The organism is Gelidibacter sp. (genome assembly GCF_035515035.1).
Taxonomy (GTDB): Bacteria; Bacteroidota; Bacteroidia; order Flavobacteriales; family Flavobacteriaceae; genus Gelidibacter.
Genome location: NZ_DATJCA010000179.1, coordinates 30614 through 54517, shown reverse-complemented (window position 1 = coordinate 54517; position 23904 = coordinate 30614). Strand labels below are relative to the sequence as shown.

Annotated in this window: 25 protein-coding genes; 4 read left to right on the top strand and 21 right to left on the bottom strand. The window is 37.8% G+C overall.

The window, feature by feature from the left end:
* Positions 1-20 precede the first annotated feature (20 nt).
* From VLZ86_RS15860 to VLZ86_RS15825, 8 genes are all read right to left on the bottom strand, one after another.
* Positions 21-1223: a 3-hydroxyacyl-CoA dehydrogenase NAD-binding domain-containing protein gene (locus VLZ86_RS15860; protein ID WP_325453189.1), complete on the bottom strand. Its 1203-nt coding sequence runs from the start codon at positions 1221-1223 to the stop codon at positions 21-23.
* Between the two features lie 54 nt (positions 1224-1277).
* Complete coding sequence (locus VLZ86_RS15855; RefSeq protein ID WP_325453187.1) at positions 1278-2060, bottom strand: enoyl-CoA hydratase-related protein; 783 nt, start codon at positions 2058-2060, stop codon at positions 1278-1280.
* 55 nt (positions 2061-2115) lie between these two features.
* Positions 2116-2616, bottom strand: a complete 501-nt coding sequence (gene paaD / locus VLZ86_RS15850; protein ID WP_325453185.1) for a 1,2-phenylacetyl-CoA epoxidase subunit PaaD — start codon at positions 2614-2616, stop codon at positions 2116-2118.
* A gap of 112 nt (positions 2617-2728) precedes the next feature.
* On the bottom strand, positions 2729-3481 hold the full coding sequence (paaC, locus tag VLZ86_RS15845) for a 1,2-phenylacetyl-CoA epoxidase subunit PaaC (protein WP_414652568.1): 753 nt from the start codon (positions 3479-3481) through the stop codon (positions 2729-2731).
* An 86-nt stretch (positions 3482-3567) separates the two neighbouring features.
* Positions 3568-3903 (bottom strand): 1,2-phenylacetyl-CoA epoxidase subunit PaaB, encoded by a 336-nt coding sequence (gene paaB / locus VLZ86_RS15840; RefSeq protein ID WP_325453183.1) that lies wholly within the window; start codon positions 3901-3903, stop codon positions 3568-3570.
* Positions 3904-3987: 84 nt separating this feature from the next.
* A complete protein-coding gene (paaA, locus tag VLZ86_RS15835) occupies positions 3988-4944 on the bottom strand; it encodes a 1,2-phenylacetyl-CoA epoxidase subunit PaaA (protein ID WP_325453181.1) in 957 nt (318 codons plus the stop codon).
* Between the two features lie 353 nt (positions 4945-5297).
* Complete coding sequence (gene paaE / locus VLZ86_RS15830) at positions 5298-6371, bottom strand: 1,2-phenylacetyl-CoA epoxidase subunit PaaE (protein ID WP_325453179.1); 1074 nt, start codon at positions 6369-6371, stop codon at positions 5298-5300.
* Positions 6372-6537: 166 nt separating this feature from the next.
* Complete coding sequence (locus tag VLZ86_RS15825) at positions 6538-7110, bottom strand: TetR/AcrR family transcriptional regulator (RefSeq protein WP_325453177.1); 573 nt, start codon at positions 7108-7110, stop codon at positions 6538-6540.
* 63 nt (positions 7111-7173) lie between these two features.
* On the opposite strand from VLZ86_RS15825, the gene VLZ86_RS15820 reads away from it, so the two are divergent.
* On the top strand, positions 7174-7485 hold the full coding sequence (locus VLZ86_RS15820; RefSeq protein WP_325453175.1) for a rhodanese-like domain-containing protein: 312 nt from the start codon (positions 7174-7176) through the stop codon (positions 7483-7485).
* A gap of 80 nt (positions 7486-7565) precedes the next feature.
* Here the strand turns inward: VLZ86_RS15820 and VLZ86_RS15815 are convergent, their stop codons facing one another.
* The 3 genes from VLZ86_RS15815 to gldB are packed head-to-tail and all read right to left on the bottom strand — an operon-like array spanning position 7566 to position 9532.
* Positions 7566-8177 (bottom strand): DUF4230 domain-containing protein, encoded by a 612-nt coding sequence (locus VLZ86_RS15815; protein ID WP_325453173.1) that lies wholly within the window; start codon positions 8175-8177, stop codon positions 7566-7568.
* A 60-nt stretch (positions 8178-8237) separates the two neighbouring features.
* Positions 8238-8573 carry a gliding motility protein GldC gene (gene gldC / locus VLZ86_RS15810; protein ID WP_325453171.1) on the bottom strand — a complete coding sequence of 112 codons (336 nt, stop codon included), beginning with the start codon at positions 8571-8573 and terminating at the stop codon, positions 8238-8240.
* Positions 8573-9532 (bottom strand): gliding motility lipoprotein GldB, encoded by a 960-nt coding sequence (gene gldB / locus VLZ86_RS15805; RefSeq protein ID WP_325453169.1) that lies wholly within the window; start codon positions 9530-9532, stop codon positions 8573-8575. The genes gldC and gldB overlap by 1 nt, the downstream gene beginning before the upstream one ends.
* 95 nt (positions 9533-9627) lie before the next feature.
* Between gldB and nadE the strand changes: the two genes are divergently transcribed.
* Together nadE and VLZ86_RS15795 are read left to right on the top strand one after the other, a co-directional pair.
* Positions 9628-10416, top strand: coding sequence for an NAD(+) synthase (gene nadE / locus VLZ86_RS15800; RefSeq protein WP_325453167.1), 789 nt, complete (start codon positions 9628-9630; stop codon positions 10414-10416).
* 150 nt (positions 10417-10566) lie between these two features.
* The gene (locus VLZ86_RS15795) at positions 10567-11196 is read left to right on the top strand and encodes a response regulator transcription factor (protein ID WP_325453165.1); all 630 of its coding nucleotides are present in this window, start codon (positions 10567-10569) and stop codon (positions 11194-11196) included.
* Here VLZ86_RS15795 and dnaG read toward each other — a convergent pair.
* Positions 11193-13160 carry a DNA primase gene (gene dnaG, locus VLZ86_RS15790; protein ID WP_325453163.1) on the bottom strand — a complete coding sequence of 656 codons (1968 nt, stop codon included), beginning with the start codon at positions 13158-13160 and terminating at the stop codon, positions 11193-11195. The genes VLZ86_RS15795 and dnaG overlap by 4 nt on opposite strands.
* Before the next feature lie 185 nt (positions 13161-13345).
* Here dnaG and VLZ86_RS15785 point away from each other — a divergent pair, with 185 nt between their 5' ends.
* Positions 13346-14005 carry a hydrolase gene (locus tag VLZ86_RS15785; protein ID WP_325453161.1) on the top strand — a complete coding sequence of 220 codons (660 nt, stop codon included), beginning with the start codon at positions 13346-13348 and terminating at the stop codon, positions 14003-14005.
* A gap of 140 nt (positions 14006-14145) precedes the next feature.
* Here the strand turns inward: VLZ86_RS15785 and VLZ86_RS15780 are convergent, their stop codons facing one another.
* The 9 genes from VLZ86_RS15780 to VLZ86_RS15740 form a co-directional block, all read right to left on the bottom strand.
* A complete protein-coding gene (locus VLZ86_RS15780) occupies positions 14146-15210 on the bottom strand; it encodes a hypothetical protein (RefSeq protein WP_325453159.1) in 1065 nt (354 codons plus the stop codon).
* A 66-nt stretch (positions 15211-15276) separates the two neighbouring features.
* A complete protein-coding gene (locus VLZ86_RS15775) occupies positions 15277-15879 on the bottom strand; it encodes a hypothetical protein (RefSeq protein ID WP_325453157.1) in 603 nt (200 codons plus the stop codon).
* Positions 15836-16216: an RNA polymerase sigma factor gene (locus VLZ86_RS15770; protein ID WP_414652567.1), complete on the bottom strand. Its 381-nt coding sequence runs from the start codon at positions 16214-16216 to the stop codon at positions 15836-15838. The genes VLZ86_RS15775 and VLZ86_RS15770 overlap by 44 nt, the downstream gene beginning before the upstream one ends.
* A 205-nt stretch (positions 16217-16421) precedes the next feature.
* A complete protein-coding gene (locus VLZ86_RS15765; protein WP_325453155.1) occupies positions 16422-17399 on the bottom strand; it encodes a polyprenyl synthetase family protein in 978 nt (325 codons plus the stop codon).
* Positions 17400-17522: 123 nt separating this feature from the next.
* A complete protein-coding gene (gene rlmN, locus VLZ86_RS15760; protein ID WP_325453153.1) occupies positions 17523-18563 on the bottom strand; it encodes a 23S rRNA (adenine(2503)-C(2))-methyltransferase RlmN in 1041 nt (346 codons plus the stop codon).
* Between the two features lie 256 nt (positions 18564-18819).
* Positions 18820-19869: a tRNA preQ1(34) S-adenosylmethionine ribosyltransferase-isomerase QueA gene (gene queA, locus VLZ86_RS15755; RefSeq protein ID WP_325453151.1), complete on the bottom strand. Its 1050-nt coding sequence runs from the start codon at positions 19867-19869 to the stop codon at positions 18820-18822.
* 178 nt (positions 19870-20047) lie between these two features.
* Positions 20048-21310, bottom strand: coding sequence for a 3-phosphoshikimate 1-carboxyvinyltransferase (locus VLZ86_RS15750; protein ID WP_325453149.1), 1263 nt, complete (start codon positions 21308-21310; stop codon positions 20048-20050).
* Between the two features lie 251 nt (positions 21311-21561).
* Complete coding sequence (locus tag VLZ86_RS15745; protein ID WP_325453147.1) at positions 21562-21888, bottom strand: nucleotide pyrophosphohydrolase; 327 nt, start codon at positions 21886-21888, stop codon at positions 21562-21564.
* A 1-nt stretch (position 21889) separates the two neighbouring features.
* Entirely contained in the window at positions 21890-23902 is a 2013-nt protein-coding gene (locus VLZ86_RS15740) for a transglutaminase domain-containing protein (RefSeq protein WP_325453145.1), read from the bottom strand.
* Positions 23903-23904: the final 2 nt, after the last annotated feature.

Below are 23904 nucleotides of genomic sequence, written 5' to 3'. Positions count from 1 at the left end.
TGCCTAATACCTCAATAATTCTAAGAAAAGAATGTTCTGCCCTCCGTTTCCTCAACCTCAAACCTCAAACCATTAGTTCCCTTTCTCCTCAACAGCGGACTACACCGATACCTATCCTCATGATATTCATTATATAATTCATCCATTTTTGAAACGCACCAATCGATTCCTTTTTCGTCTGCCCACGCCAATAAGCCTTTTGGGTAGTTAACCCCTTTGGTCATCGCATTATCAATATCTTCTGCAGAAGCAATGTTCATGAATAACGCATCTGCGGCTTCGTTAATGAGCATTACCAGGATACGATCGAAAATTTGTTGAGCCAATTTTCCGTCGAGTGATTTCTTTGACTCAGTCGGAATAAGCATCCTACCATTTTCATCGTAATGATAATAACCTCTTCCAGATTTTCTTCCTAAATAGCCGGCTTCTGCAAAACGTTTTTGAGTAAAGGCTGGCTTGTATCTCGGATCGAAATAAAAGGCAGTAAAGACTGTTTCGGTTACTGTATAATTAACGTCATTCCCAATAAAGTCCATTAATTCGAAAGGTCCCATTTTGAAACCTCCTAAAGTTTTTAGACTTTCATCTATGGTTATAAAATCAGCAATTCCTTCTTCATATATTCTTAAAGCCTCACCATAAAAGGGTCTTGCCACCCGATTGACAATAAATCCGGGAGTGTCTTTTGCAACGGCAACGACTTTTTTCCAATCGGAAATAATTTTCTTTGATTTCTCTAAAACGTCTTTTGAGGTTTGAATGGCCGGAATTACCTCTACCAATTGCATCAATGGGGCTGGATTGAAAAAATGGATACCAATACAACGTTCAGGTTTTTTTAATGCGGCTGCAATCGACGCAATAGATAGACTTGAGGTGTTTGAGGCTATAATACAGTCTTCTGAGACATAAGATTCCAATTCTGAAAACACTTTTTTCTTAATGTCCAGGTCTTCAACAATGGCTTCAATGGTTAAATCGGAGTCTGATAGGTCTTTTAAAGTATTAACGTAGGAAATGTTATTTTGAATTCGGGATTTTTCGTCAACATCAATGCGCTCTTTTTCAATCAATCGTGACAATATTTTATTCAAAGCTGCTTTTGCCTTTTCCAATGCAGATTGATTGGTATCGTACAATTTCACCTTACAGCCCGATGTTGCGGCTACTTGTGCGATGCCGCTTCCCATGGTTCCAGAACCGATAATTCCTATTTTCATATCTAATTTTTAAACCTACAAGGTTTTGGAAACCTTGCAGGTTGGACGATTTCTTTATTTACCTTTAAAATTCGGTTTTCTTTTTTCAACAAATGCTGCAACACCTTCCGCATAATCGTCGGTTTGTGCAGCTTCAATTTGAAACTTAGATTCCAACGCTAATTGAGCTTCCAAATCGTTGGCCATCGATTGATTGAATAACTCCTTGATCATTCCTAAAGCTTTTGTTGGCATGTTAGCAAGTTTCAAGGCCAGTTGATTGACATCTTCTTCAAAACTTTCCAAAGGCAGAACTTTATAGAGCATTCCCATTTTTTCAGCTTCTTCTGCAGAAACTTTATCGCCAAGCATAGCCAATGCCAATGCTTTTTGAAATCCGATAAGTCTTGGCAAAAAGAAAGTCCCGGCACTGTCAGGCACCAATCCGATAAGGCTAAAAGCTTGAATAAAACTGACTTTTTCATGAGCTACTACAATATCGCAAGCCAAAGCAATATTTGCTCCCGCTCCAGCAGCTACCCCGTTGATGGCACCAATAATTGGTTTTTTGATCGCACGGATTCTTGTGATTATAGGATTATAATGTTCTTCCAAGATCTTCTTAAAACCTGGATTTAATTCTGGCGAAGTCACTTCTTTCAAATCTTGACCCGCACAAAATGCTTTTCCGTTACCGGTCAAAACGATGGCTCGAACAGCATCATTTTTTTCACAAGCATCAAGTGTGTCCTGTAAGCGTAACGCCATTTCGCGATTAAAACTATTGAATACTTCTGGGCGGTTGAGCGTGATATACGCTACTTTATTCTCAATCTTAAGTAAGATACTTTCGTTCATTTTATTATCTATATATAAACCTGCCAGGTCTTGAAAACCTGCAGGTTAATTTATTCTACTTTAAACATTTAAAATAATCAAAGGGCTCCAAGCAGTCATCGCACTGAAACTGTGCTTTACATGCTGTTGAACCAAACTGGCTCACCATTCTTGTATGAGTTGAACCACATTGTGGACATTTAACCAATCGTTTACCGTGTAGTAAAACATCTTTGTCCGCTTCCACGCCTAAGGGTGCTGCGATGCCATAATCTTCTAAAGCTTTTCTGCCTCTTGGTGTAATCCAATCGGTGGTCCAGGCTGGGGATAAAATCAATTCTACTTCCGACTCGTATCCCGCATCTTTTAATGCTTTTTTTATATCGTCTCCAATGACATCCATGGCAGGACAACCACTGTAGGTCGGCGTGATCTGGACCTTTACAATATCATTTTCAATGAGGGCAGAACGCACGACTCCCATGTCCATAATTGAGAGGACGGGAATTTCCGGATCGGAAACTGCTTCCAGGATTGGAATTAATTTTGGATCGATATGTTGTATTTCTGTAGTCACTAAAAAATTTGCTTTATTTTCATAAGATTAGCTTCGCTGAATCTGCGATTTCCTGCTTTCCCAGGAATTTATTGCTTTATTTTTATGAGATTCCTGCCTTCGCAGGAATTGGTTACCATTCCATATTGGGATAAGTACGTTGCATATATTGCAATTCCGCCAGTAAGAAACCCATATGTTCTGTATGGATTCCCATTTTTCCGCCTTTTTGGAAATATTTAGATTCGGGAATGACCAAGGTTGATTCTTCTAAAATCGTATTTACTTTATCGTAATAAGCTGCTTTCAATTTGGTCACATCTACGCCAATACCTTCTGAAACCATTGCCTTATCGGCTTCGGTTTGGTGGAACAATTCATCAGTATAAGTCCATAAATCGTTGATTGCGGTTTGCATCCGCCTCTGACTTTCTTCGGTGCCGTCACCTAAACGCCTGATCCAATCCGATGAAAAACGTTGATGGTAACTCACCTCTTTAATACATTTTGTAGCGATTGCAGCTAAGGTCATGTCTTTACTTTTTTTCAACTCTGTTAAGAATAAAAAGTGATACACATCAAATAGAAAGTGACGCGCCATGGTATAAGCAAAATCGGTGTTGGGCTGTTCAACTAACAGCACGTTCACATAGTCTCGCTCTTTACGAAGCATGGCAATGTCATCTTCCGTTCGTCCATCACCTGCTATTTTGGCCGCGTATTGGAAATAACTACGCACTTGTCCGAATAAATCGAGTGAAATATTGGTACAGGCGATGTCAGTTTCCAAGCTTGGGCCGTGACCGCAGAGTTCCCCCATGCGTTGACCGAGGATAAGGGAGTTGTCGGCGATGCCGAGAATATATTGATATAGGTTTTGATTCATAATAATTTTCTGCTGAAGTGGCAATCTTTAATTTAACTTAAGCTGCTGTTCATGAGATTCCCTCCTTCGAGGGAATGACGCAAGCGTCACATATATTTCACCTCATCCGGCAATTCGTAAAACGTTGGATGACGATACACTTTATCTTTTGCTGGTTCAAACATTTCGCCATTGTGCTCAGGGTTGGAGGCGGTGATATTTTTGGATTCTACAACCCAAATGCTGACGCCTTCATTTCTACGGGTGTAAACATCACGCGCATTCTCAAGTGCCATGTCGGCATCTGCCGCATGCAAACTGCCAAAATGACGATGCTCCAATCCGTTTTTACTTCTTACGAAGACTTCCCATAGCGGCCAATTCTTTGGCCTCCCCCCAACTCCCTCCGAAAGAGGGGGAGTTTGATTCTTATCGTTTGTCATAAATATTGATTAAATTGAAATTGAACTCAAAATTGAAGTTGATTCGTTTTGAACTTCAATTTCATCTTCAATTACAAGTTATTATTATACTACTTCTTTTTCCTTTCTTTCGGCTTTCTTTTCTGCGTGTGCCATAGCGGCACCACGAACCCATGCGCCGCGTTCCCACGCACCAACTCTGGCTTTCATACGCTCTTTGTTCATTGGACCATGACCTTTGACCACTTGCCAAAACTCATCCCAATCAATTTCTCCAAAGTCATAACTGCCACGTTCTTCATTCCATTTTAAATCGGGATCAGGAATGGTCAATCCAATCAAATCGGCTTGTGGCACGGTTTGATCAATGAATTGCTGACGTAATTCGTCATTGGATTTCCGTTTCAATTTCCATTTCATGGATTGTTCTGTATGCACAGATTCCGCATCTGTTGGTCCCAACATCATTAAACTTGGCCACCACCATCGGTTTAAAGCGTCTTGTGCCATTTCTTTTTGTTCTGGGGTGCCGTTTGCCAACTTGATCATGATTTCATAACCTTGACGCTGATGGAAACTTTCTTCCTTACACACTCTTACCATCGCTCTAGCATAAGGTCCAAAAGAGGTGCTACACAATGGCACTTGATTGATGATGGCTGCACCATCAACCAACCAACCAATAGCGCCCATATCAGCCCAAGTAACGGTTGGATAGTTGAAAATACTCGAGTATTTAGCTTTTCCTGTATGCAATTGTTCATACATTTCTTCACGTGTGATACCCAAAGTTTCTGTGGCAGAATAGAGATACAGACCATGACCGGCTTCATCCTGGACTTTTGCCAATAAAGCCACTTTCCGTCTTAAAGAGGGCGCTCTGGTGATCCAATTCCCTTCCGGAAGCATGCCTACAATTTCTGAATGCGCGTGCTGTGACATCTGACGAATATGTGTCTGACGGTACTTTTCTGGCATCCAGTCCTTCGGTTCGATTTTTTCGTCTCTTGCGATACGTTCTTCGAATTGCTTTTCTAAATTTCTTATTTGCTCTTCACTCATAAGCCTCACCCTAGCCCACTCCGAAGGAGAGGGTGCTTAAAGGGATTTTGATTTTAAGTTATTATATTGAACGCCATTTTTGCGTCTTATATTTTTTTATTTTGCAACCTATACAGTTCTAAACCCTTGCAGGCTGTAAGAACCATATCTTTCTAACTACATTCAATTTCCGGCATAATCTGCGTTAGGGATTACTCGCTCACTCTTACTTTTATATTTTGGATCTCGTGAATGCTTCACATTTGAGGCATTGTTGGAGCTCCTCGAAGAGAGCGACTGCCGAAAGCCCGACCCGCCGCGGCGGGTAACGCCCAAAACACTATTGTCATTGTAACCTTGCAGATTGGTCTTGGCTATACGTCAAAATCCACCACCACTTTATCGCTTGTAGGGACGGCTTGACAGCTCAATACATAATTTTGTGCCACTTCCTTATCGGCGAGCGCGTAATTCTTTTTCATTTTTACCGAGCCTTCTAGGACTTGACATTTGCAGGTACTACAGACGCCACCTTTACAGGCAAAAGGCAAATCGGCTCCCGCAGCCAAGGCACCATCAAGAATGGTATCAAAATCATCATCCATGATGAAATGGAATTCTTTTCCGCCATCAATAATGGTCACACGCGTGCCATCAATTCTTTGTTCAAGGACTTCTGCAATATGTTTATTCTCTTCTTCAGAACTGCCTGTAAAAAACAATTCGAAATGAATATTATCTTTAGGCATTCCTGCAGCTTGCAACTCATCGCGAATCAAGTAAATCATATCCTGCGGCCCGCAAATGAAGGCATGTTGCGTATCTGGAACATCGATAAAGGTTTTGGTCAGCACTGCCAATTTTTCTTTATCAAAACGTCCGTTTAAAAACGGTATGTCACGCTGTTCTTTTGTTAAAAAATAAAACACCTGGAACCTATCAAAAAACTCATTTTTAAGCTGTTCGATTTCTTCTTTAAAGATAATGGATTTTACGGTTCGGTTCAAGTAAAACAACTTAAAGGTACTGTTTGGCTCCTGATGTAAGTGTGTCTTAATTATGGATAGCAATGGGGTTATACCACTTCCTGCAGCAAATGCAATGTAATTGTTACGTGCTGAAACATCTACATCCACCGTAAATTCGCCGTGCGGCACCATGACTTCAAGAGTATCTCCCTTTTTTAAATCGTTAAAGACATAATTTGAAAACACACCGTCCCGTATGGTTTTGACAGCTACTTTCCATTCGCCATCCAACGGACTTGAAAACAGCGAGTAATTACGCCTAATGTCTTCGCCATTGATTGTTTTTCGCAAAGTCAAGTGTTGACCTTGCCGGTATCTGAACGTTTCCTTTAAATTATCAGGAATATCAAAAGCAATGACTACGCAATCTTTTGTTTCCTTATAAATATCTGCCACTTTGAGATTGTGGAATTCTGCCATAATCGTGCCTGCAAACACAGGTAGGTTAAAAATTGTAAACTGTTATGAAACTAAAACATTACAGCTAAAATGACTTCAAATTTCAACCTGCCAGGTTTTGGTAACCCATCAGGCTGCTAACTAACACTTGTTAGTTAGAATACAAATTTACAAAATTTATTGTAAACTATTTGTTAATTCCATAGATGAGAACGTCACTCAAGTTTTGAGCTAAGGCCTTTGGGTTAATTTCCTCTTTTTTGGGGATCCACAAATACAAGGACCGCAAGGTAGAAAGTATTGAAAACATCACGACTTCAGGGTTTGTATCGACAATTTCATTTGAAGAAATGCCATTTTTGATGATGGCTACAAAATCTTGTTCATAGCGTTCCCGCAACCCTAAATAATAGTCCAATTGAGCTTCCAAATGCATCCAATCATTATTAAGGGATGCCATTCCGTAAGGATTTTTAGTAGTAATATCAACATGGAGCTCAACAATCAGGTTTAACTTTTCTATAGCTGTCTGATCTGATTTTTTTATGGCGTCCATACCTTGCGTGAATTCTTCAGCCAAAGAAATGATGATAGCTTTTAGAATTTCTTGCTTGGAATTGATGTGATTGTACAAACTTGCAGCTTTCATGCCCATAGCCGTTGCCAAATCGCGCATGGTTACCGCACTATAGCCCTTTTCTTTAAAAAGTTTTGTAGCTGTATGTATAATTTCATCCCTACGGGTGCCTTCGGTGTTCACGATTCAAAGTTTAAATTCAGGTAATATGTCTCAATATTTCGTAAATTTAAACAAAAGAAAACTATGGGAATTTTTGATTTTATATTCGGTATCAAGAAAAGACAAATAAATGAACTTTTAGAAAAAGGCGCCATCATTTTGGACGTACGGACTCAAAGGGAATGGGACAATGGCCATATTAAGCATGCAAAACATATTCCTTTGGATGACTTAAGAAATCGTATTGGCGAACTTAAAAAAATAAATAAACCTGTGATTACGTGTTGTGCCAGTGGCGCCAGGGCTGCAAAGGCCGCTGAATTTTTAAATTTGAATAATATTATCGCGACAAATGGTGGTGGCTGGTTGAGTTTAAATAAGAAAGTTCCCTCCTAAACCATCCTCTATAGAAAAGGCATTTAATTAGCAATAATTTGAAATCAGGTCTGTTTTATTCGATTTATATTGCCGTATCCTTACAATTTTATGTTCTGTAAATCGTCAGATGATTTAATGGAATTACCTTCATATTGAAGTGTCCATCCTAAAGAACTGGTCAGGATATAGAATTTTGATAGTTCGCTGATCAAACGATTTTGCGCATTGCTTTTTAAATTTGACGCTTCAATCTTTTTCATCAATAGCACTCTAACTTTATCTTTAATTTTATTATAATCTTCCGCTTTAAACGGATTTAAATAATCGGCAGTGATATCATAATATTCAAAATCAGGACTGATATTGATCTCTTCTTTTGGAATGCTTAAAATCCTAAGTGTCTTAGAGGCTTCATCCAATTCGTATTCAATCTGACTCAAATCGTAGGAAACCGTTACATCTGCATTGACTACCACAAGCGCTTTCTTTTCAACATTGACTAAGTTGGCAAAAATAGCTTTTGAATTTTTATAAGTGAACACCTGACTGAAATGTCCTTCGGTGACCACTAATTTACTGACATTCTTAATCTGTTCCTGGATGAGTGCAGAATTTTCCTGTAGAATCGTTTTCTCCTTATCATTAAAAATAAGGCGATAGCCGAACATGACAACCAACACTAGGATTAAAACATACAGGAGTTTTCGCATTGTTTATTTGTTATTTATAATAACCTGCCAGGTTCTAAAAACCTTGCAGGTTAATATAACTTACTTATTCAACTCTAACTTTTCGGCAAAATAATCACAGAAATCCTTCATGGTTGCGCTCATTTTTTCATCTTCAGTAGCGCGATGAAAGGTGTTGCTCATTTCGACCAAAGTTTGATGAAAAAATAGTTTCATTTCATCTACGGGCATATCTTTTGTCCAAAGGTCGATACGTAAAGTTTCTTTTGCTTCACTATCCCAAACTGAAAGCATCATGGCTTTTGCCTCTTCATTATCGATGCCGCCATCGGGTGCCGTCCAACTTAGTTTTTCAGGCACGCGGTTTTCATCCAATTCTACGTGCAACTCAATGGTTGACTTTATGGTTTTAGACATTATTTACGTGGTTTAAATTTAGATTTATTAAAAATTTCATCAGCCTCCATTTGCAACATCTCCATGAACGGAACGTCATTATTCTTCATAAATGATCTTACAATTTCCCAGCCTAAATACTGACCTATCCTATCTGGAGATTCACTGTCCAGTTCCAAATAAAATTTAGAGAACGGTGCATTCGCAATAAATCGCCCAGCCAAACTACTATCGGTACTATACAACAATTCCCGTTCGATAAAATAACGCCAGATCTCACTTTCATTTGCCTTGGCCCAGTCTAGTTGCTCTTCAGAATATCCAATCTTTTCAGCATCTGTTTTAAATGGAATCATTTTATCTTTAAAATATAATTGTTTTCCAAAATAGATCATATCATCCAATAGGGTTTTTGGTTTATTTTGGAAAATATATCTCTCGGAATAGTTTGCTGCCAAATCGCTCACAATCTGAGAACGCTTCATGTTTAAGGTTAAAAACCGTTGGATACCCTCATAAAAAATGTGCTCAGACCCCAAATAGGTATCTAAAGAAATCAATACAATGGTGTCTGTTACAATCGTTTTATTTCTGTAATCCACATCGGAAGTCACCGTTATGACCCGAGGCACTTTAAAGGATTTATCGTAATATTTCAAATGTTGAAATAAGGATTCAATTTCTTCATGAATGTCATTAAAATTGGAAAAGGTGTTTTCAACTTCGTTTGACAGTTCTCTTTGAAGCGAATCATTTATGCGCTCAATCCATATAGAATCAGGTATACGCTCTGAAAATAAAAAAGGATAGGCCTTTTTCAACTTAGGTAAGTCTTCAGATTTAGCACTTGCGAAATCCAAATCAAAACGCTCCACATTAAAGTCAATATCAACTTTAGAAATTTCACGTTCTAGCTGATTATTTTCTTTACAAGCGTTAAAAACAAACAGTAGAACTAATAGAAAACCAACATTCCTCATAGAATTATTATAACCTCTTTAATTTTTATTACTTAGGCGATTACTTTATTTTTGTGGTACAAAGGTAGTATTCTTTGTGTTAAATCCTCTAAAAAATGCAAACTGAAAAAGTTATTGACCACATCGTAAATTGGTTAAAAGATTACGCCAACAATGCCAACGTAAAGGGTTTTGTAATTGGTATATCTGGCGGAATTGATTCGGCCGTGACTTCTATTTTATGTGCCAAAACAGGACTGGAGGTATTGTGTATAGAAATGCCAATACATCAGCCAGAAAGCCACGTGTCCAGAGGACAAGAGCACATAAACCAATTAAGGAATAATTTTCCTAATGTAAAAAATGCATTAGTGGATCTTACGCCCGTATTTGATCAATTTAAAGCTGAAGTTTCCATAATTGAAAATCAAGCAACCGTTGATCTGGCGCTTGCAAACACACGGGCGAGATTAAGAATGACCACGCTGTATTATTACGCCGGATTGCATGGTTTACTGGTAGCGGGTACAGGAAATAAAATCGAGGATTTTGGAATTGGATTTTATACAAAATATGGCGATGGCGGCGTAGATTTGAACCCTATTGCCGATTTAATGAAGTCTGAAATTTATGACCTTGCCAAGGTGCTAGGGGTTTCGGATTCAATTATTAAAGCCGCACCAAGCGACGGATTGTTTGGCGATGATAGAAGTGATGAAGAACAGATTGGGGCGTCCTATCCTGAGCTGGAATGGGCAATGACGATGAAAGAAAACGGAAAAAAAGCCCAGGATTTTGAAGGCAGAAAACGCGAGATTTTTGAACTATTCTCAAAACTTAATAGAAACAACCAACATAAAATGATTCCTATTCCGATATGCGAAATACCTAAAAACTTAAAATAATCTGATTTTTTTTCATGCAATGCATTGAATGTTGTCCAAATCAACTGAATTCCATGTTTTTTTTCTTACATTTACGTAGCAAATCTCCACAATCTAAAACTTACCCTCTTAAGCGCATAGACTAACTAATGAACTAACAAACAATAAATTATGATTAAGGTATTGGTTGTGGACTACCATTCCATTGTAAGAAAAGGCTTAAAATTGCTTTTTAAATCAGATCCAGACATTGAAGTGGTTGGAACTGTAGGTACAGGAATCGAAATCTTTGAATATATAAGACGTTATCCTGTAGATGTGATCATTTCCGAAATTGATCTCCCTGAACTTAATGGCATCACCGCTTTAAGGGCCATAAAAAAAGAACACGAAAATTTAAAAGTGATCATGTTTAGTTATCATCCAGAAGAAATCTATGCCATTAGCACTATAAAGGCTGGAGCGTCTGGATATCTTTCAAAAACGGTCGATATAGAAACCATTAGAGAAGCCATTATAAAGGTACATAACGGCGACATATACTTGAGTGCCAATATGGAGAAACATTTGCACTTTGATGATACCCGTAATAAGAAAAGCAAACTTTACAAAAGACTATCCACTCGTGAAGTTGAAGTTTTGAAATTACTGTCGACAGGGAAAAAAAACAAAGAAATTGCTTTGGAACTCGATATCAACGAAAAAACGGTGAGCACCTATAAGGCCAGACTTTTCAAAAAATTAAATGTGACCAATTTGGTGGATTTGATCCATCAAGCGCAACATATAGGCACCATTTAAATTTTACTGCCCACTACTTTCCCTAATTTTTTAGATAAAAGTGTTTTTAATCTTAAATAATCTCGGACATCTTCCATGATTCCCATGCTATTTTTTTGGGGTTGCGCTATTTCCATCTTGTATTCCATTACCTTTTGGTCAATTAAGAAGCACCTTAAGCTCAAGATCGTTTGGGTGACCAATTGCGCGATGGATTTATCTTTGTCTTTAGGAATAATATGGTTGCGTTCCCAGTCGTGGAGGCTATACCGTTCATCATTCATCAAAATGGTTGTCACCTCATTAGCCATTTTTTGATCGAGTTTGTTGATAAAATCCTTCAACTGAAACTCTTTTGACTGATGTAGCGCTTCGATAATAATATAATACAGATTTTGGAATCGCTCATCGGAAAACTGCATTTCATCCTCCTGTAAATCCAAGTAAATTTTTTCGAACACCTTTGCCTGATGGATTACTGGCTCCATTTTTAAGTTGCCCGCCTCATCTTCCTTCATGACCAAATCTTCAAACTCTTCCGTTTCATTACCATAGAGCAGTAAAATTTCGATAATTTTCTGCTCCAATATATATTGTTGGTTCACTTTTTTGGAAGGCTGTTCTGACCTCACCACCTCAAATGCTGTTTGTTCTGTTCTTTGCTGTCTACCGGCTTCCTGGATATCCTTTTTGCCAATCTGAGCCAAGGTGCTAAACAAGACGGCTTCACTAATGTCCATTATATTGGAACATTCTTTTACATAGATCTCCCGTTTGATTGGATCAGGAATCTTAGAAATACTATTGACAATTTCCCGAATGGTATCTGCTTTTTTTATAGGATCGTTTTTAGCATCTTCAACCAATAAAGACGCTTTAAATTGAATAAAATCCTTGGCATGGTCCTCAAGATAGGTTGCTAGCTCTGCAGAGGTATTTTGTCTTGCAAAACTATCTGGATCGGCACCGTTTGGAAAGGAACATACTTTAACGTTCATGCCTTGTTCCAAAATTAAATCAATCCCTCTAACCGCGGCTCTAATACCTGCAGCATCGCCGTCAAAAAGAACGGTGATATTTTTGGTCAAACGATTGATCAATCGAATCTGCTCAGGTGACAACGCGGTTCCGGAAGATGACACCACATTCTTAACACCCGATTGGTGGAACTGGATGACGTCTGTATAACCTTCCACCAAAAAGCAATTGTCTTCTTTGGCAATGGATTGCTTGGCATGAAACAAACCATACAAAATTTTACTTTTGTGGTAGACCTCACTTTCGGGAGAATTCAGATATTTCGCAGCTTTTTTATCGGCACCCAAAATTCGGCCACCAAAACCCAAGACCCGGCCGCTCATACTGTGGATGGGGAACATGACCCGACCCTTAAACCGATCAAAACGCTTCTCTTCCTTCACGATTGTCAACCCAGTTTTTTCAAGAAACTCCAATTGATATCCTTTCTTTAAGGCTTCGTCAGTAAAGGCTTGCCATTCATCTAAGGAATACCCTAAATTGAAGGTTTTGATGGTATCCGTCGTAAACCCGCGTTCCTTGAAATAACTCAGTCCAATGGATTTTCCATGATCTGTTTTATGGAGTATGTTTTGAAAATAGGTATTCGCAAACTCGTTGACCAAATAAAGGCTTTCCCGCTCATTGGCAACCTCCTTTTGCTCATTGGTTTGCTCAGTTTTCTCAATTTCAATATTGTATTTTCTGGCAAGGTACTTTATGGCTTCAGGATAGGTGAAATGCTCGTGCTCCATTAAAAAGGTCACTGCATTCCCCCCTTTACCACTACTGAAATCCTTCCAAATTTGTTTTACAGGACTGACCATAAAACTTGGTGAACGTTCATCGCTAAACGGACTCAGTCCTTTGAAATTACTTCCTGATTTTTTGAGGTTGACGAAATCGCCAATCACCTCCTCAACGCGGGCGGTTTCAAATACTTGGTCTATGGTGGCTCTTGAAATCAAAGTTGTAGTGTAATTTTTTGTAAAAATACTATAAAGAAATCAAATAAAAGGCTAATATTCCGTTTTGGGGGTACGGAAATAAGCCGATCTTCGTTTAACCTTTGAGCTGCATATACGCCCCGAGTTTACCCAAGATAATATCATTTATAGAATAATGGTTGGGAAAAACAATTAAATTTAACCCTATGAGAAAAATACCGCGTTTTACAAGTAGATTACGAACTAACATCGTAGAAGTGCCAGAAATCATCAATTCATGTTCAGGCATCTACGTTTTTGGACAGCTTTTAAAATCCTTTCTATTCAGTACGGATGTAGCCATCATCCGCAATACAAACGCGAATGCCATTATTGCAGTTTATCCATTTACACCTCAACCTTTAATCTCGCATTCTCTGATTTTAGCAGCAGATAAGCCCATATTTTGCGGCGTTGGTGGTGGCATTACAACTGGCGATAGATCCATCGATCTGGCACTTGATGCAGAATTTCAAGGGGCGTTGGGCGTCGTTTTAAACAAACCCACACCCAATGATTTGATAAAAAGATTAAAAGAGAAAATAGACGTTCCCGTAGTTATCACAGTGGTCTCAGAAAAAGACGATATCAAGGGACGAATTTTGGCCGGCGTCGATATTTTCAATGTTTCAGGTGCTGAAAAAACTTCAGATATTATCAAAAAGATAAGAGACATTGATGGCAATGTAGCAATCATCGCTACTAGCGGCAGGACGGACGACACTATTCAATTGGCAATTGAATCGGGCGCCAATGCCATTTCTTACACCCCACCAACTACGGCAGAATTGTTTAAAGATATTATGATAAAATATAGGAACGAATAAATCAGCATATCAAAGTTGTATCAAAACATCAAAAAAAGAGTGTGAAAAGATACAAAGATGATCAAAATGAAAAAAGGCATTGAATAACTTCAACACCCTTTTTGACTAACACTAATTCATTGAATTTAATTTGGCAGACTTTATCGGAAATCCCAACGCAATCCCAAAGACACATTATGCTGATCAACAGCTTGGTCTTTAAACAATTCGTTAAGATTATATTTGGCATAAACACTAAAGTCACCCACCCCAATATAACCACTCACACCATAAACCAGATTGGTCGTGTTGTAATCTGATTTAAATTTATCTTTTTGATTGTTTCCATTTTCTTTATACTTCAGTTTTTGATTTGTCGCTAAATTGACCCCTGCAAATCCACCAATACCAATCTTGAATTGATCGTCAGTAAAATATCGGATTCGATCTCCATAATCTTTTAATTTTGAAGGTCCGAACTCAAAATGGATTGGAATGACTAAACTGGTGGTTCTGAATTTGGATTTTTTCAAATTCAATGGAAATGTTTCCAAGGTGGTTTCGTGATCGTTCGCAACAAAATATTGATTGTCTTTTATAGACAATTTATTCCATTGGAAAGACAGTCCATAATTGACCCTTACAAAATTTGAATTTTTTAAAAGTCTGGTTTCCCATAACCAACCCAATTCCACAAACCCCGAACCTCCCAATTGGTAAGGTGAATCGTCTAAACTTTGGTCGTCAATAATGGTGTTATTGAAGCCGATGGCAAAAAGCATTTGGTTCCTAGTTCGAATGTCATATTTTGGCGGTTCGTTATTATTTTTAATATATAATCCTTTTTTCTTACCAATGGAAATAACATAATCATTTTCCCGAAATTGTGTAGATGAATAATACTCAGGATTTCTTGTAATAAGTTCAATCTGACTGTCCACAATAGCGATACGATTTTCGATGTTCAACGCTCTTTTTTTAGCCATTTCTTGTTTTAAAACTTCAGCTTCCATTTGAGATATCACTTTATTTTCAAGACGTTGATTAATCGTCTCTACTTCTGTTTTTAGAAATCCTTTTTCCTCTTCGGTAATAATTTCTTTATACTTCTGTAAACTTTCAATTTTTAATTGACTTTTTGTTTTCTGGAGCGTGTCCTGTGCCTGCGAAGTGCCTGTAATTAAGCATAAGGAGATCAGCACAACAAGTTTTGTGATTGTGTTCATAATGTTCGATTTTTGATTGATGAATTTATTTTTACTGTTGGGATTCCTGCCTTTGCAGGAAGTGGTTCAATTATTTCGTTCCGCAACTGCAGTTTTCACGGTTTCATAACTATTTTTTAAAGCTTCAAAGATTTTATTTCTAAACGATTGTTGCAAATCGGATTCAACATCCTGTAACAGCGCATTTGCATCCACGACTAATGTTCCTTCCTGTGTCATGGTTTGATACCTGATTTCCTTCTGAGCCTGGACTAACAACGCATCAATATCAGCATCAGTTACCGTTTGACCCTTACTTTTTAAATCCTGAATTTGGGCAACAATTTCTGTGACTTTTATATCTTCTAAAATTTCCTTTTGAAGATTTGTATCTAATGGCTCAATGATTTCTTTCTCGATTTTAGCAACGGCACTGTTATGCTTTATTGTTGGCGTTACATCTTTCTGTTTTTTTAGAAGCTCTTTATTGGCGGTATTTTTATCGATTTGCTCTGGACGTTCATCATCTTTTTGGGAATCTGCTATTTGTGTTTCCACTGGCAATTTCTCCATCGGAATGAGTTGATCATCTACCTTTTCTTGTGTATCTACTATAACTGGGGCTTGAATCTCATCTCTATTTCCGCTAAAAAAAACAGTCACCGTAAATAGTATCGCTGCAACATTCAATGTTATTGGTTTGCTGATGATCCAGGTCAAAGCTTTCTACTGAAAACTCAATCTTCTTTTCTTGCCTCAAAAATGAGATGGCTTCTCTAACCATGATCCTTCTGAGCCAACCTTCAAAACTGCCTTCATTTTTAAAGTTTTTTAAGTTGACAAAAGCTTTGAAAAATCCGTTGAGCATAACCTCTTCCGCTTTTTGAATATCCTTCACATAATATCTACAAATACTCAACATTTTTGGCGCATGAACTTCATAAAGCACTCGTTGTGCCTCACGATTGTTTTTTGCCGCTTTTTTTATGAGCTCGATATTGTTGTTATGTAATTGAATGACTTTCAAAAATTGGTTCTATTAGGCCTTCTATTTATAAAGACGCAAAAATCACACAAAAGGTTGCCTAGGGGAGTTGATTTTTTATTGAATTGTTTAAAAGTAGATATAATATACCTGATCTTAAGTAGGTTATAGCGATAAACTAAATGTATTTTTATTTTTTAAAAGTGAAACACTTCAAGATTCGTACTTCAAGCTTCGGGCTCAAACCCTACTTCTTTCGATCAATCACATAATTGACCATGAGCAGCAAGGACGCTTTAAATTGAGATTCCGGATAGCTATTTAAAAGCAATAAAGCTTCATCCTGAAATTCCAGCATTTTAGAAACCGCATATTCCAATCCGCCTTTACTTTTTACAAATGCAATGACTTCCTTAACGCGCTTTCTGTCTTTATTGTGATTTTTAACCGAATTGATCAACCACGACTTTTCTTTTTTAGTAGAATTGTTAATGGCATAAATAAGCGGAAGGGTCATTTTACGTTCCTTGATATCGATACCCGTAGGTTTCCCGATGGCTTCATTGCCATAATCGAATAAATCATCTTTAATTTGAAATGCCATTCCGATGAGTTCCCCAAACTTACGCATGGTTTCCACATCGGGAGCGTTGGGTTTTACAGAAGCCGCACCAAGGCTGCAACAGGCAGCAATGAGCGTAGCTGTTTTTTGACGAATGATTTCGTAGTAAACATCTTCGGTGATGTCCAATTGACGTGCTTTTTCAATTTGCAGCAATTCACCTTCGCTCATTTCCCTGACGGCTACGGAAATAATTTTCAGCAAATCAAAATCGTTGTTATCAATGGAAAGTAATAAACCTTTAGACAATAGATAATCGCCAATAAGCACGGCAATTTTGTTCTTCCATAAGGCATTGACGGAGAAGAAACCACGCCTTCTGTTGCTATCGTCTACCACATCATCGTGAACCAAAGTAGCGGTATGAATCAATTCTATGACAGACGCACCTCTATAGGTCCGTTCGCTGACATTGCCGTTATTGACCATTTTAGCCACGAGAAACACAAACATTGGTCGCATTTGCTTGCCTTTTCTATTGACGATAAAGGTGGTAATCCTATTTAAAAGCGCCACTTTAGAAGACATGGAAAGTAGGAACTTTTGTTCAAAAAGTTCCATTTCATAGGCAATGGGCTGCTTTATTTGTTCGTCTATTTTCAAAAGGTGGTCGTCATGCGGATTTCTTTAACAAACGTACTAAAAATGGGAATGATATACTATCTAAAATTTCAGAAAGCTAAATTTTATATGATAATTATAATATAAAAAAAAGAAGAAGCTCTTTTAAGCCTTATTTGCCAGTTGTCCACAAGCGGCATCAATGTCCTTGCCTCTTGAGCGTCTTACCGTAACGGTAATATTATTTGCTTCCAACATGGCAATGTACATGTCTATGGCTGCATTATCGGCTTGTTGGAACTCGCCATCGTCAATAGGGTTATATTCAATTAAATTGACTTTGCTGGGAGCGAATTTGCAAAATTGTATCAAGGCTTCCACATCTTTTTTAGAGTCATTGATACCATCCCAGACCACATATTCATAGGTAATAAGGTTTTTCGTTTTGGCATACCAATACTCTAAAGCCTCTCTTAAATCTGCCAGCGGAAAAGTTGCATTAAAAGGCATAATGGAGGTGCGGATCTCATCAACGGCAGAATGCAATGAGACGGCAAGACCAAATTTAACCTCATCATCGGCCATTTTCTTGATCATTTTAGGAACGCCCGAAGTTGAAACGATAATACGCTTAGGAGACATGCCCAAACCTTCTGGAGAGGTTATCTTATCAATTGCCTTGATCACGTTATTATAGTTCATAAGAGGCTCGCCCATGCCCATAAAAACGATATTTGTCAAAGGCTTATTGAAATACAATCTACTTTGTTTGTCAATAGCTACAACTTGATCAAAGATTTCATCAGGATTCAGGTTACGCATGCGTTTCAGACGCGAGGTGGCGCAGAATTTACAGTCGAGACTACAACCAACTTGAGAGGACACACATGCGGTGGTACGTTTTTTTGTTGGAATCAAAACAGATTCTACAATAAAACCATCATGAAGGCGTACTGCATTTTTAATGGTGCCGTCGTTGCTGCGTTGCATTTGGTCCACTTCAATATGGTTGATGACAAAATTGTTTTCCAACATCTGTCGTGTTTCTTTAGAAATATTGGTCATGTCCTCAAACTTGTGGGCGCCTTTGTTCCACAGCCATTCATAGACCTGATTACCTCTAAAATCCTTATCGCCTTGTGCGACGAAAAATTCACGAAGTTGCTCTTTCGATAATGCGCGTATGTCTTTTTTAATTGTTTCCATTGCTGATGCAAAAATAATGAAAGGATTGACGATATGAGACAAGGTCAGGGTATAATTTGAGAAAGTTGGGTTACAACGTCCAATTGATGCTTAAATTTGAAGATGAAATTGAAATTGAAGTTGAAACGTTCTAAAAAATGTAGCCTTCGACCTACTGTAAACTGAGACTGATGACTGATGACTGGAGACCGGAGACTGCCGACTAAAAAAAAGCCCCATCCAAAAAGATGAGGCCTTATTTATATGACTTTGTTAATTAAATAATCAACATCGCGTCTCCATAAGTATAGAAACGGTATTTTTCCTTAATAGCCTCATCATAAGCCTTCTTGATGAAATCATGACCTGCAAATGCAGAAGCCATCATCAATAAAGTAGATTTTGGTGTATGAAAATTGGTAATCATGCAGTTGGCAATGCTAAACTCATAAGGTGGGAATATGAATTTATTGGTCCAGCCTGAAAACTCATTCAGTGTTCCACTTGAGGACACTGAACTTTCAATAGCTCTCATGGCGGTTGTACCTACCGCGCACACTCTTTTTTTCCGAGCTTTGGCATCATTAACAATATCTGCAGCTTCTTGAGTCACAAAAGCTTCTTCACTATCCATTTTATGTTTAGATAAATCTTCTACCTCAACTGGATTAAAAGTCCCCAAACCAACATGAAGTGTGACCTCAGCAAATTCGATACCTTTAATTTCCAAACGTTTCAATAGATGTTTAGAAAAATGCAAACCAGCTGTAGGTGCAGCAACTGCCCCTTCATTTTTTGCAAAAATAGTTTGGTAACGCTCCTCATCTTCTGGTTCAACTTCTCTTTTGATGTATTTAGGAAGAGGGGTTTCTCCAAGTAATGTTAATTTTTGACGAAATTCTTTATAAGATCCGTCGTAAAGAAAACGCAAGGTACGTCCTCTAGATGTTGTATTGTCAATTACCTCAGCCACTAAAGTTTCGTCATCTCCAAAATACAGCTTGTTACCAATTCGTATTTTTCGTGCTGGATCAACCAAAACATCCCATAGACGTTGTTCTTCATTAAGTTCCCTTAATAAAAAGACTTCAATTCTTGCTCCTGTTTTTTCTTTATTACCATATAAACGGGCTGGAAAAACCTTTGTATTGTTAAGAATCATGACGTCACCTTCATCAAAATAGTCAATGATATCCTTAAAGGTTTTGTGCTCAATGGTTTGTTTTTTTCTATCCAAGACCATTAAACGGGATTCATCTCTAATTTCTGTTGGATGCTCAGCCAATAATTCTTCAGGAAGTTTAAAATTAAAGTGGGATAATTTCATGTATTTATGTGTTTTTAATGATCAGATCTGTTTGCCAACAAATCTTAAGAATACCCTTTTCTATCAAACCATTCGTTTAAACTTAGCTATAAGTGTTTCACTGCTCGATTTGTATAGATTTTTGCAGGCTGCAAAGATACAATCTCAAAGTAGGCCTTGTCAAGTAAATGTGCGATTATTATTTTGTTATTTTAAATCCGACCATTTTGAGGTCGTCCCAGAAGGTAGGATAGGATTTAGAAACCACCATCGCATCTTCAATTTGGAGATTTGTTTTGAGACTTAAAGGCGCAAAAGCCATGGCCATTCTGTGATCATGATAAGTGGCTATAACCTCTCCCAACCCTTTATTTGATTGAGTTTTAGCGTCTGACGCAAACAGTTGATGAGGTGCTAAAGTTAAACTATTGTTAGTTATTGAAACTTTTGCCCCCAACTTTTCAAGTTCTGTTTTTAAGGCTACAAGTCTATCCGTTTCTTTAATTTTTAGAGTATGTAAACCTGTTAAAAAACAGCCTATTCCGAGTCCAAAAGAGGTTACCGCAATGGTTTGGGCAATATCTGGAGCGTTTTTCAGATCGCAGTGCATCGTTTTCAGGTGGCATTCATCTTTTTTTAGAAGTGTAATTTCGTTCTTGCCAAATTTCGTTTCTACACCAAAATCAGTATAGATATTTGACAGAACTGAATCGCCCTGTAAACTACGTTTTTTGTAGGATGATAAGGTGATTGCCGTTCCCACTGGACTTAAGGCTACAATACTGTAAAAATAAGATGCCGAAGACCAATCGCTTTCTACCGTTAAAGGCTGTTGATGGACATTCAGACTTCCAATCGGACTCACATTTATTTTATTATTCTCGAAACTAGTTTTAACGCCAATTTGATTGAGTAAATCTAAGGTCATATTGATATAAGGAACGGAGGTAATTTCACCCTCTAAGGTCAATTCCAATCCCTTTTTTAATTTCGGGGCAATCAATAATAATGCAGAAATATATTGACTGCTCACATTGGCCTTTAAAGACACTTGGTCTTTTAACAACAACTTCCCTTTGATTTTTAGGGGTGGGCAACCTTGCGTTTCCAAATAGGAGATGTCAGAACCTAAGGCATTTAAGGCCTCAACCAGCACTTGTATAGGACGCTCCTTCATTCGGTCAGAACCTGTAATGATCACCTCTCTTCCTTCTTGTGTGGCAAAAAAAGCGGTCAAAAAACGCATTGCGGTCCCTGCGTGAGAGATATCAATCACGTTTGAAGTTGATTTTAATGCTTTCTGCATCACTTCGGAATCATCAGAATTGGAGACATTTTGAATCTGCAATTCCGGATAAAGTGCTTGCAACAATAACAATCTATTCGACTCACTTTTTGAGCCTGTGATGACAATTTTTGGAGGATTTTCTACGATGGCAGATTTATGAAGAGCTAATAACATGGGATTAACGATTGACGATTTTTGATTTACGATTTTTGCCTCCCCGTCCGCAGCTTTTGCTAAGGCGGGATTTGCGATTTACGAAAATAGAAAAGCTATTTCACAAAGTGACACAAAAGAAGCACGAAGTTTCACAGAGGAGACCTTAGAATGATTTACGATTGGGATTGACGATTGACGAAAAGAATAATTTACATCTTCAAAAACTCATCACTCATAACTCCTAACTCATAACTCCTAACTCATAAAATTCATTTTAATTTCTCATTTCCATGATGCCTGTCGTGGTCCCGCTTTGTTTTTAAGTCCATTTTTTTGTCGAAAGCCGCCTGCAAATCAATTCCTGTTTGATTGGCCAAGCACAAAACAACGAAGACCACATCGGCCAATTCCTCTCCCAAATCTTTGTCCTTGTCACTTTCCTTTTCACTCTGTTCGCCATAACGACGCGCAATAATCCGGGCAACTTCGCCAACTTCTTCAGTAAGTTGTGCCATATTGGTCAGCTCATTAAAATATCGGACGCCATGGGCTTTGATCCAGTCATCTACTACCTTTTGCGAATTTTTAAGCTCCATTTTATATTTTTTTAAGTACTACTTTTTCGGTTTGCTTTTCTGTCATCAATTGATAGAATTGTTTGAAATCAGAATATTCATCAGGAAGAATTAAGGATTGATTCAAATCTAAAGAAATTAAAAACTGCAACATCTTCCCATTTGCTATTGCAATATACTTAAACTCACCTGCACTACCTTGAAATTGAACTACGGAATTTTCCGGCATGGACTCCACAACATAGCCGTCTGGAATGATTACATTAATAGTATATCTATCGTTCATTGCATATACAAAATCAATTGGATATTCTCTTTTATCGTCTTTAAACGGATTTTCCTTCGGCGCAAAAAACAGCATTGGGGTTAGAAATACTTTATCGCCTATTTGCTCTAGGCCATTCTTCAGATTATAATCATAAACATACATGATCGGTTTATCTATTACATCCATGTCCGTAACCTCATAATTTGATACTTCTATCTCACCCTTATCCTTTTCAAGAGCCATCAATTTTTCTTCGGTATTGAAATTCTCATATTTACTCCTGAAATTCTTTGCCGCAAATGAGGTCATTTGACCTCTGACCTTACCATCAATAGAAAGATCATCATTAATTTTCGCATTTAAGGACGTATTCTCTTTGACTGTTTCTTTAGGACTAAGATCAAACCAGGCTGATGTGCCCGCCTCTCTAATGATTCTACCTTGCCAATTGATGGCTCTTACTGGAAGCACGTTGGCGGTTGAAAATTTATCGGTCGCGTCCAGAATAACGACATCGTTAAGCACTTCTACGGCGGCTACCACATAATTAAATCCACCAGTTGCAGGAAATACCGGAATGTCGTTGCTTCTTGTACTGACCAACATGGGATTAGCATTTATTTTGGCATAACGCAACATGGCAGTGAGCATTAAATTGATGTCGGCTACATTACCAACGCCTTCTTTATAGGCCTTTTTCACACCATTATCTGTAATAAAACCATAATAATCATTCCATTTTACTTTTGATTTTACAAAATTAAAAATGAGATTCATTTTTTCAGTTTTGTCCGTAACCCCTTTGATAAGAGCTGAAACCTCATCTTCAAAATACTTTGTCTGTTTTAATTCTGCTCCAAATCCAGTATCATCATAAATGGTTTTGGTAACCTCATCCCATGATGTTGCAAAGTTTTTTACAACTCCTTTGAGATCTCTGGAATAAGCATACTCCCAAATTAATTTGGTTTTGTATGTACTAAGTTCACTCACATAACTTTCCTTTTTAAGCGCAGGAACATTTTTAAGCTTTATTTCCGTTTTGTTCTCTTTAAACTCCCACTTTTCACTTGAATGGTTCGATTTAACAAATCCGTTAGCCCCAATTCCAGTGTTTTTAAGATGAAGCACCTCTGACCTCATTACCTCTGAATTGATAATCTTTGGGATGTATGTCGCTCTTGGATTCACATATTTATTAAAATTAAAATATTCAGGAATTCTCACGTACATATCCAATTCCTTTATCGGAATGCCATATTGCAAATTGATATCTCGGATACTTATGTACGGCGACGTAATCTTATATTCCAATTCAATTACACAGCCATCTTTAATATTTGGCATGGTAAACTTTGAGGTCTTCCAGTATTTATTGTTTTTCTCATCAAACATGCCATCCTTCTTTAATTTGGTCACCTCTATTTTCCCATTCTCTTGGGTGTAGGTTACCGTCTTTAGACTAACCACAGATTCTCGTTTTGAACCGTCATCTCTTAATTCGATCTCTCCAGTAGCCCAGTCATAACCATCTTTATTATAAATTTTTATCCGCTTATACACTTCTGTAATTTGAACAAAACCTTCACTTTGTACATAATTGTAATAGGTTTTTTGATTGAGATATAAAATTGCGGCATTTGCTTCAGAGTCCATTGGATATGCGGTTTCTTGAAGCTCTTCCTTGGATACCTTTCCGAATCGGTAATCTTGGGCGTTGGTCCAGTTAAAAGCAATAAAAATAAGCAGGTAGGCGATTTTTTTCATGT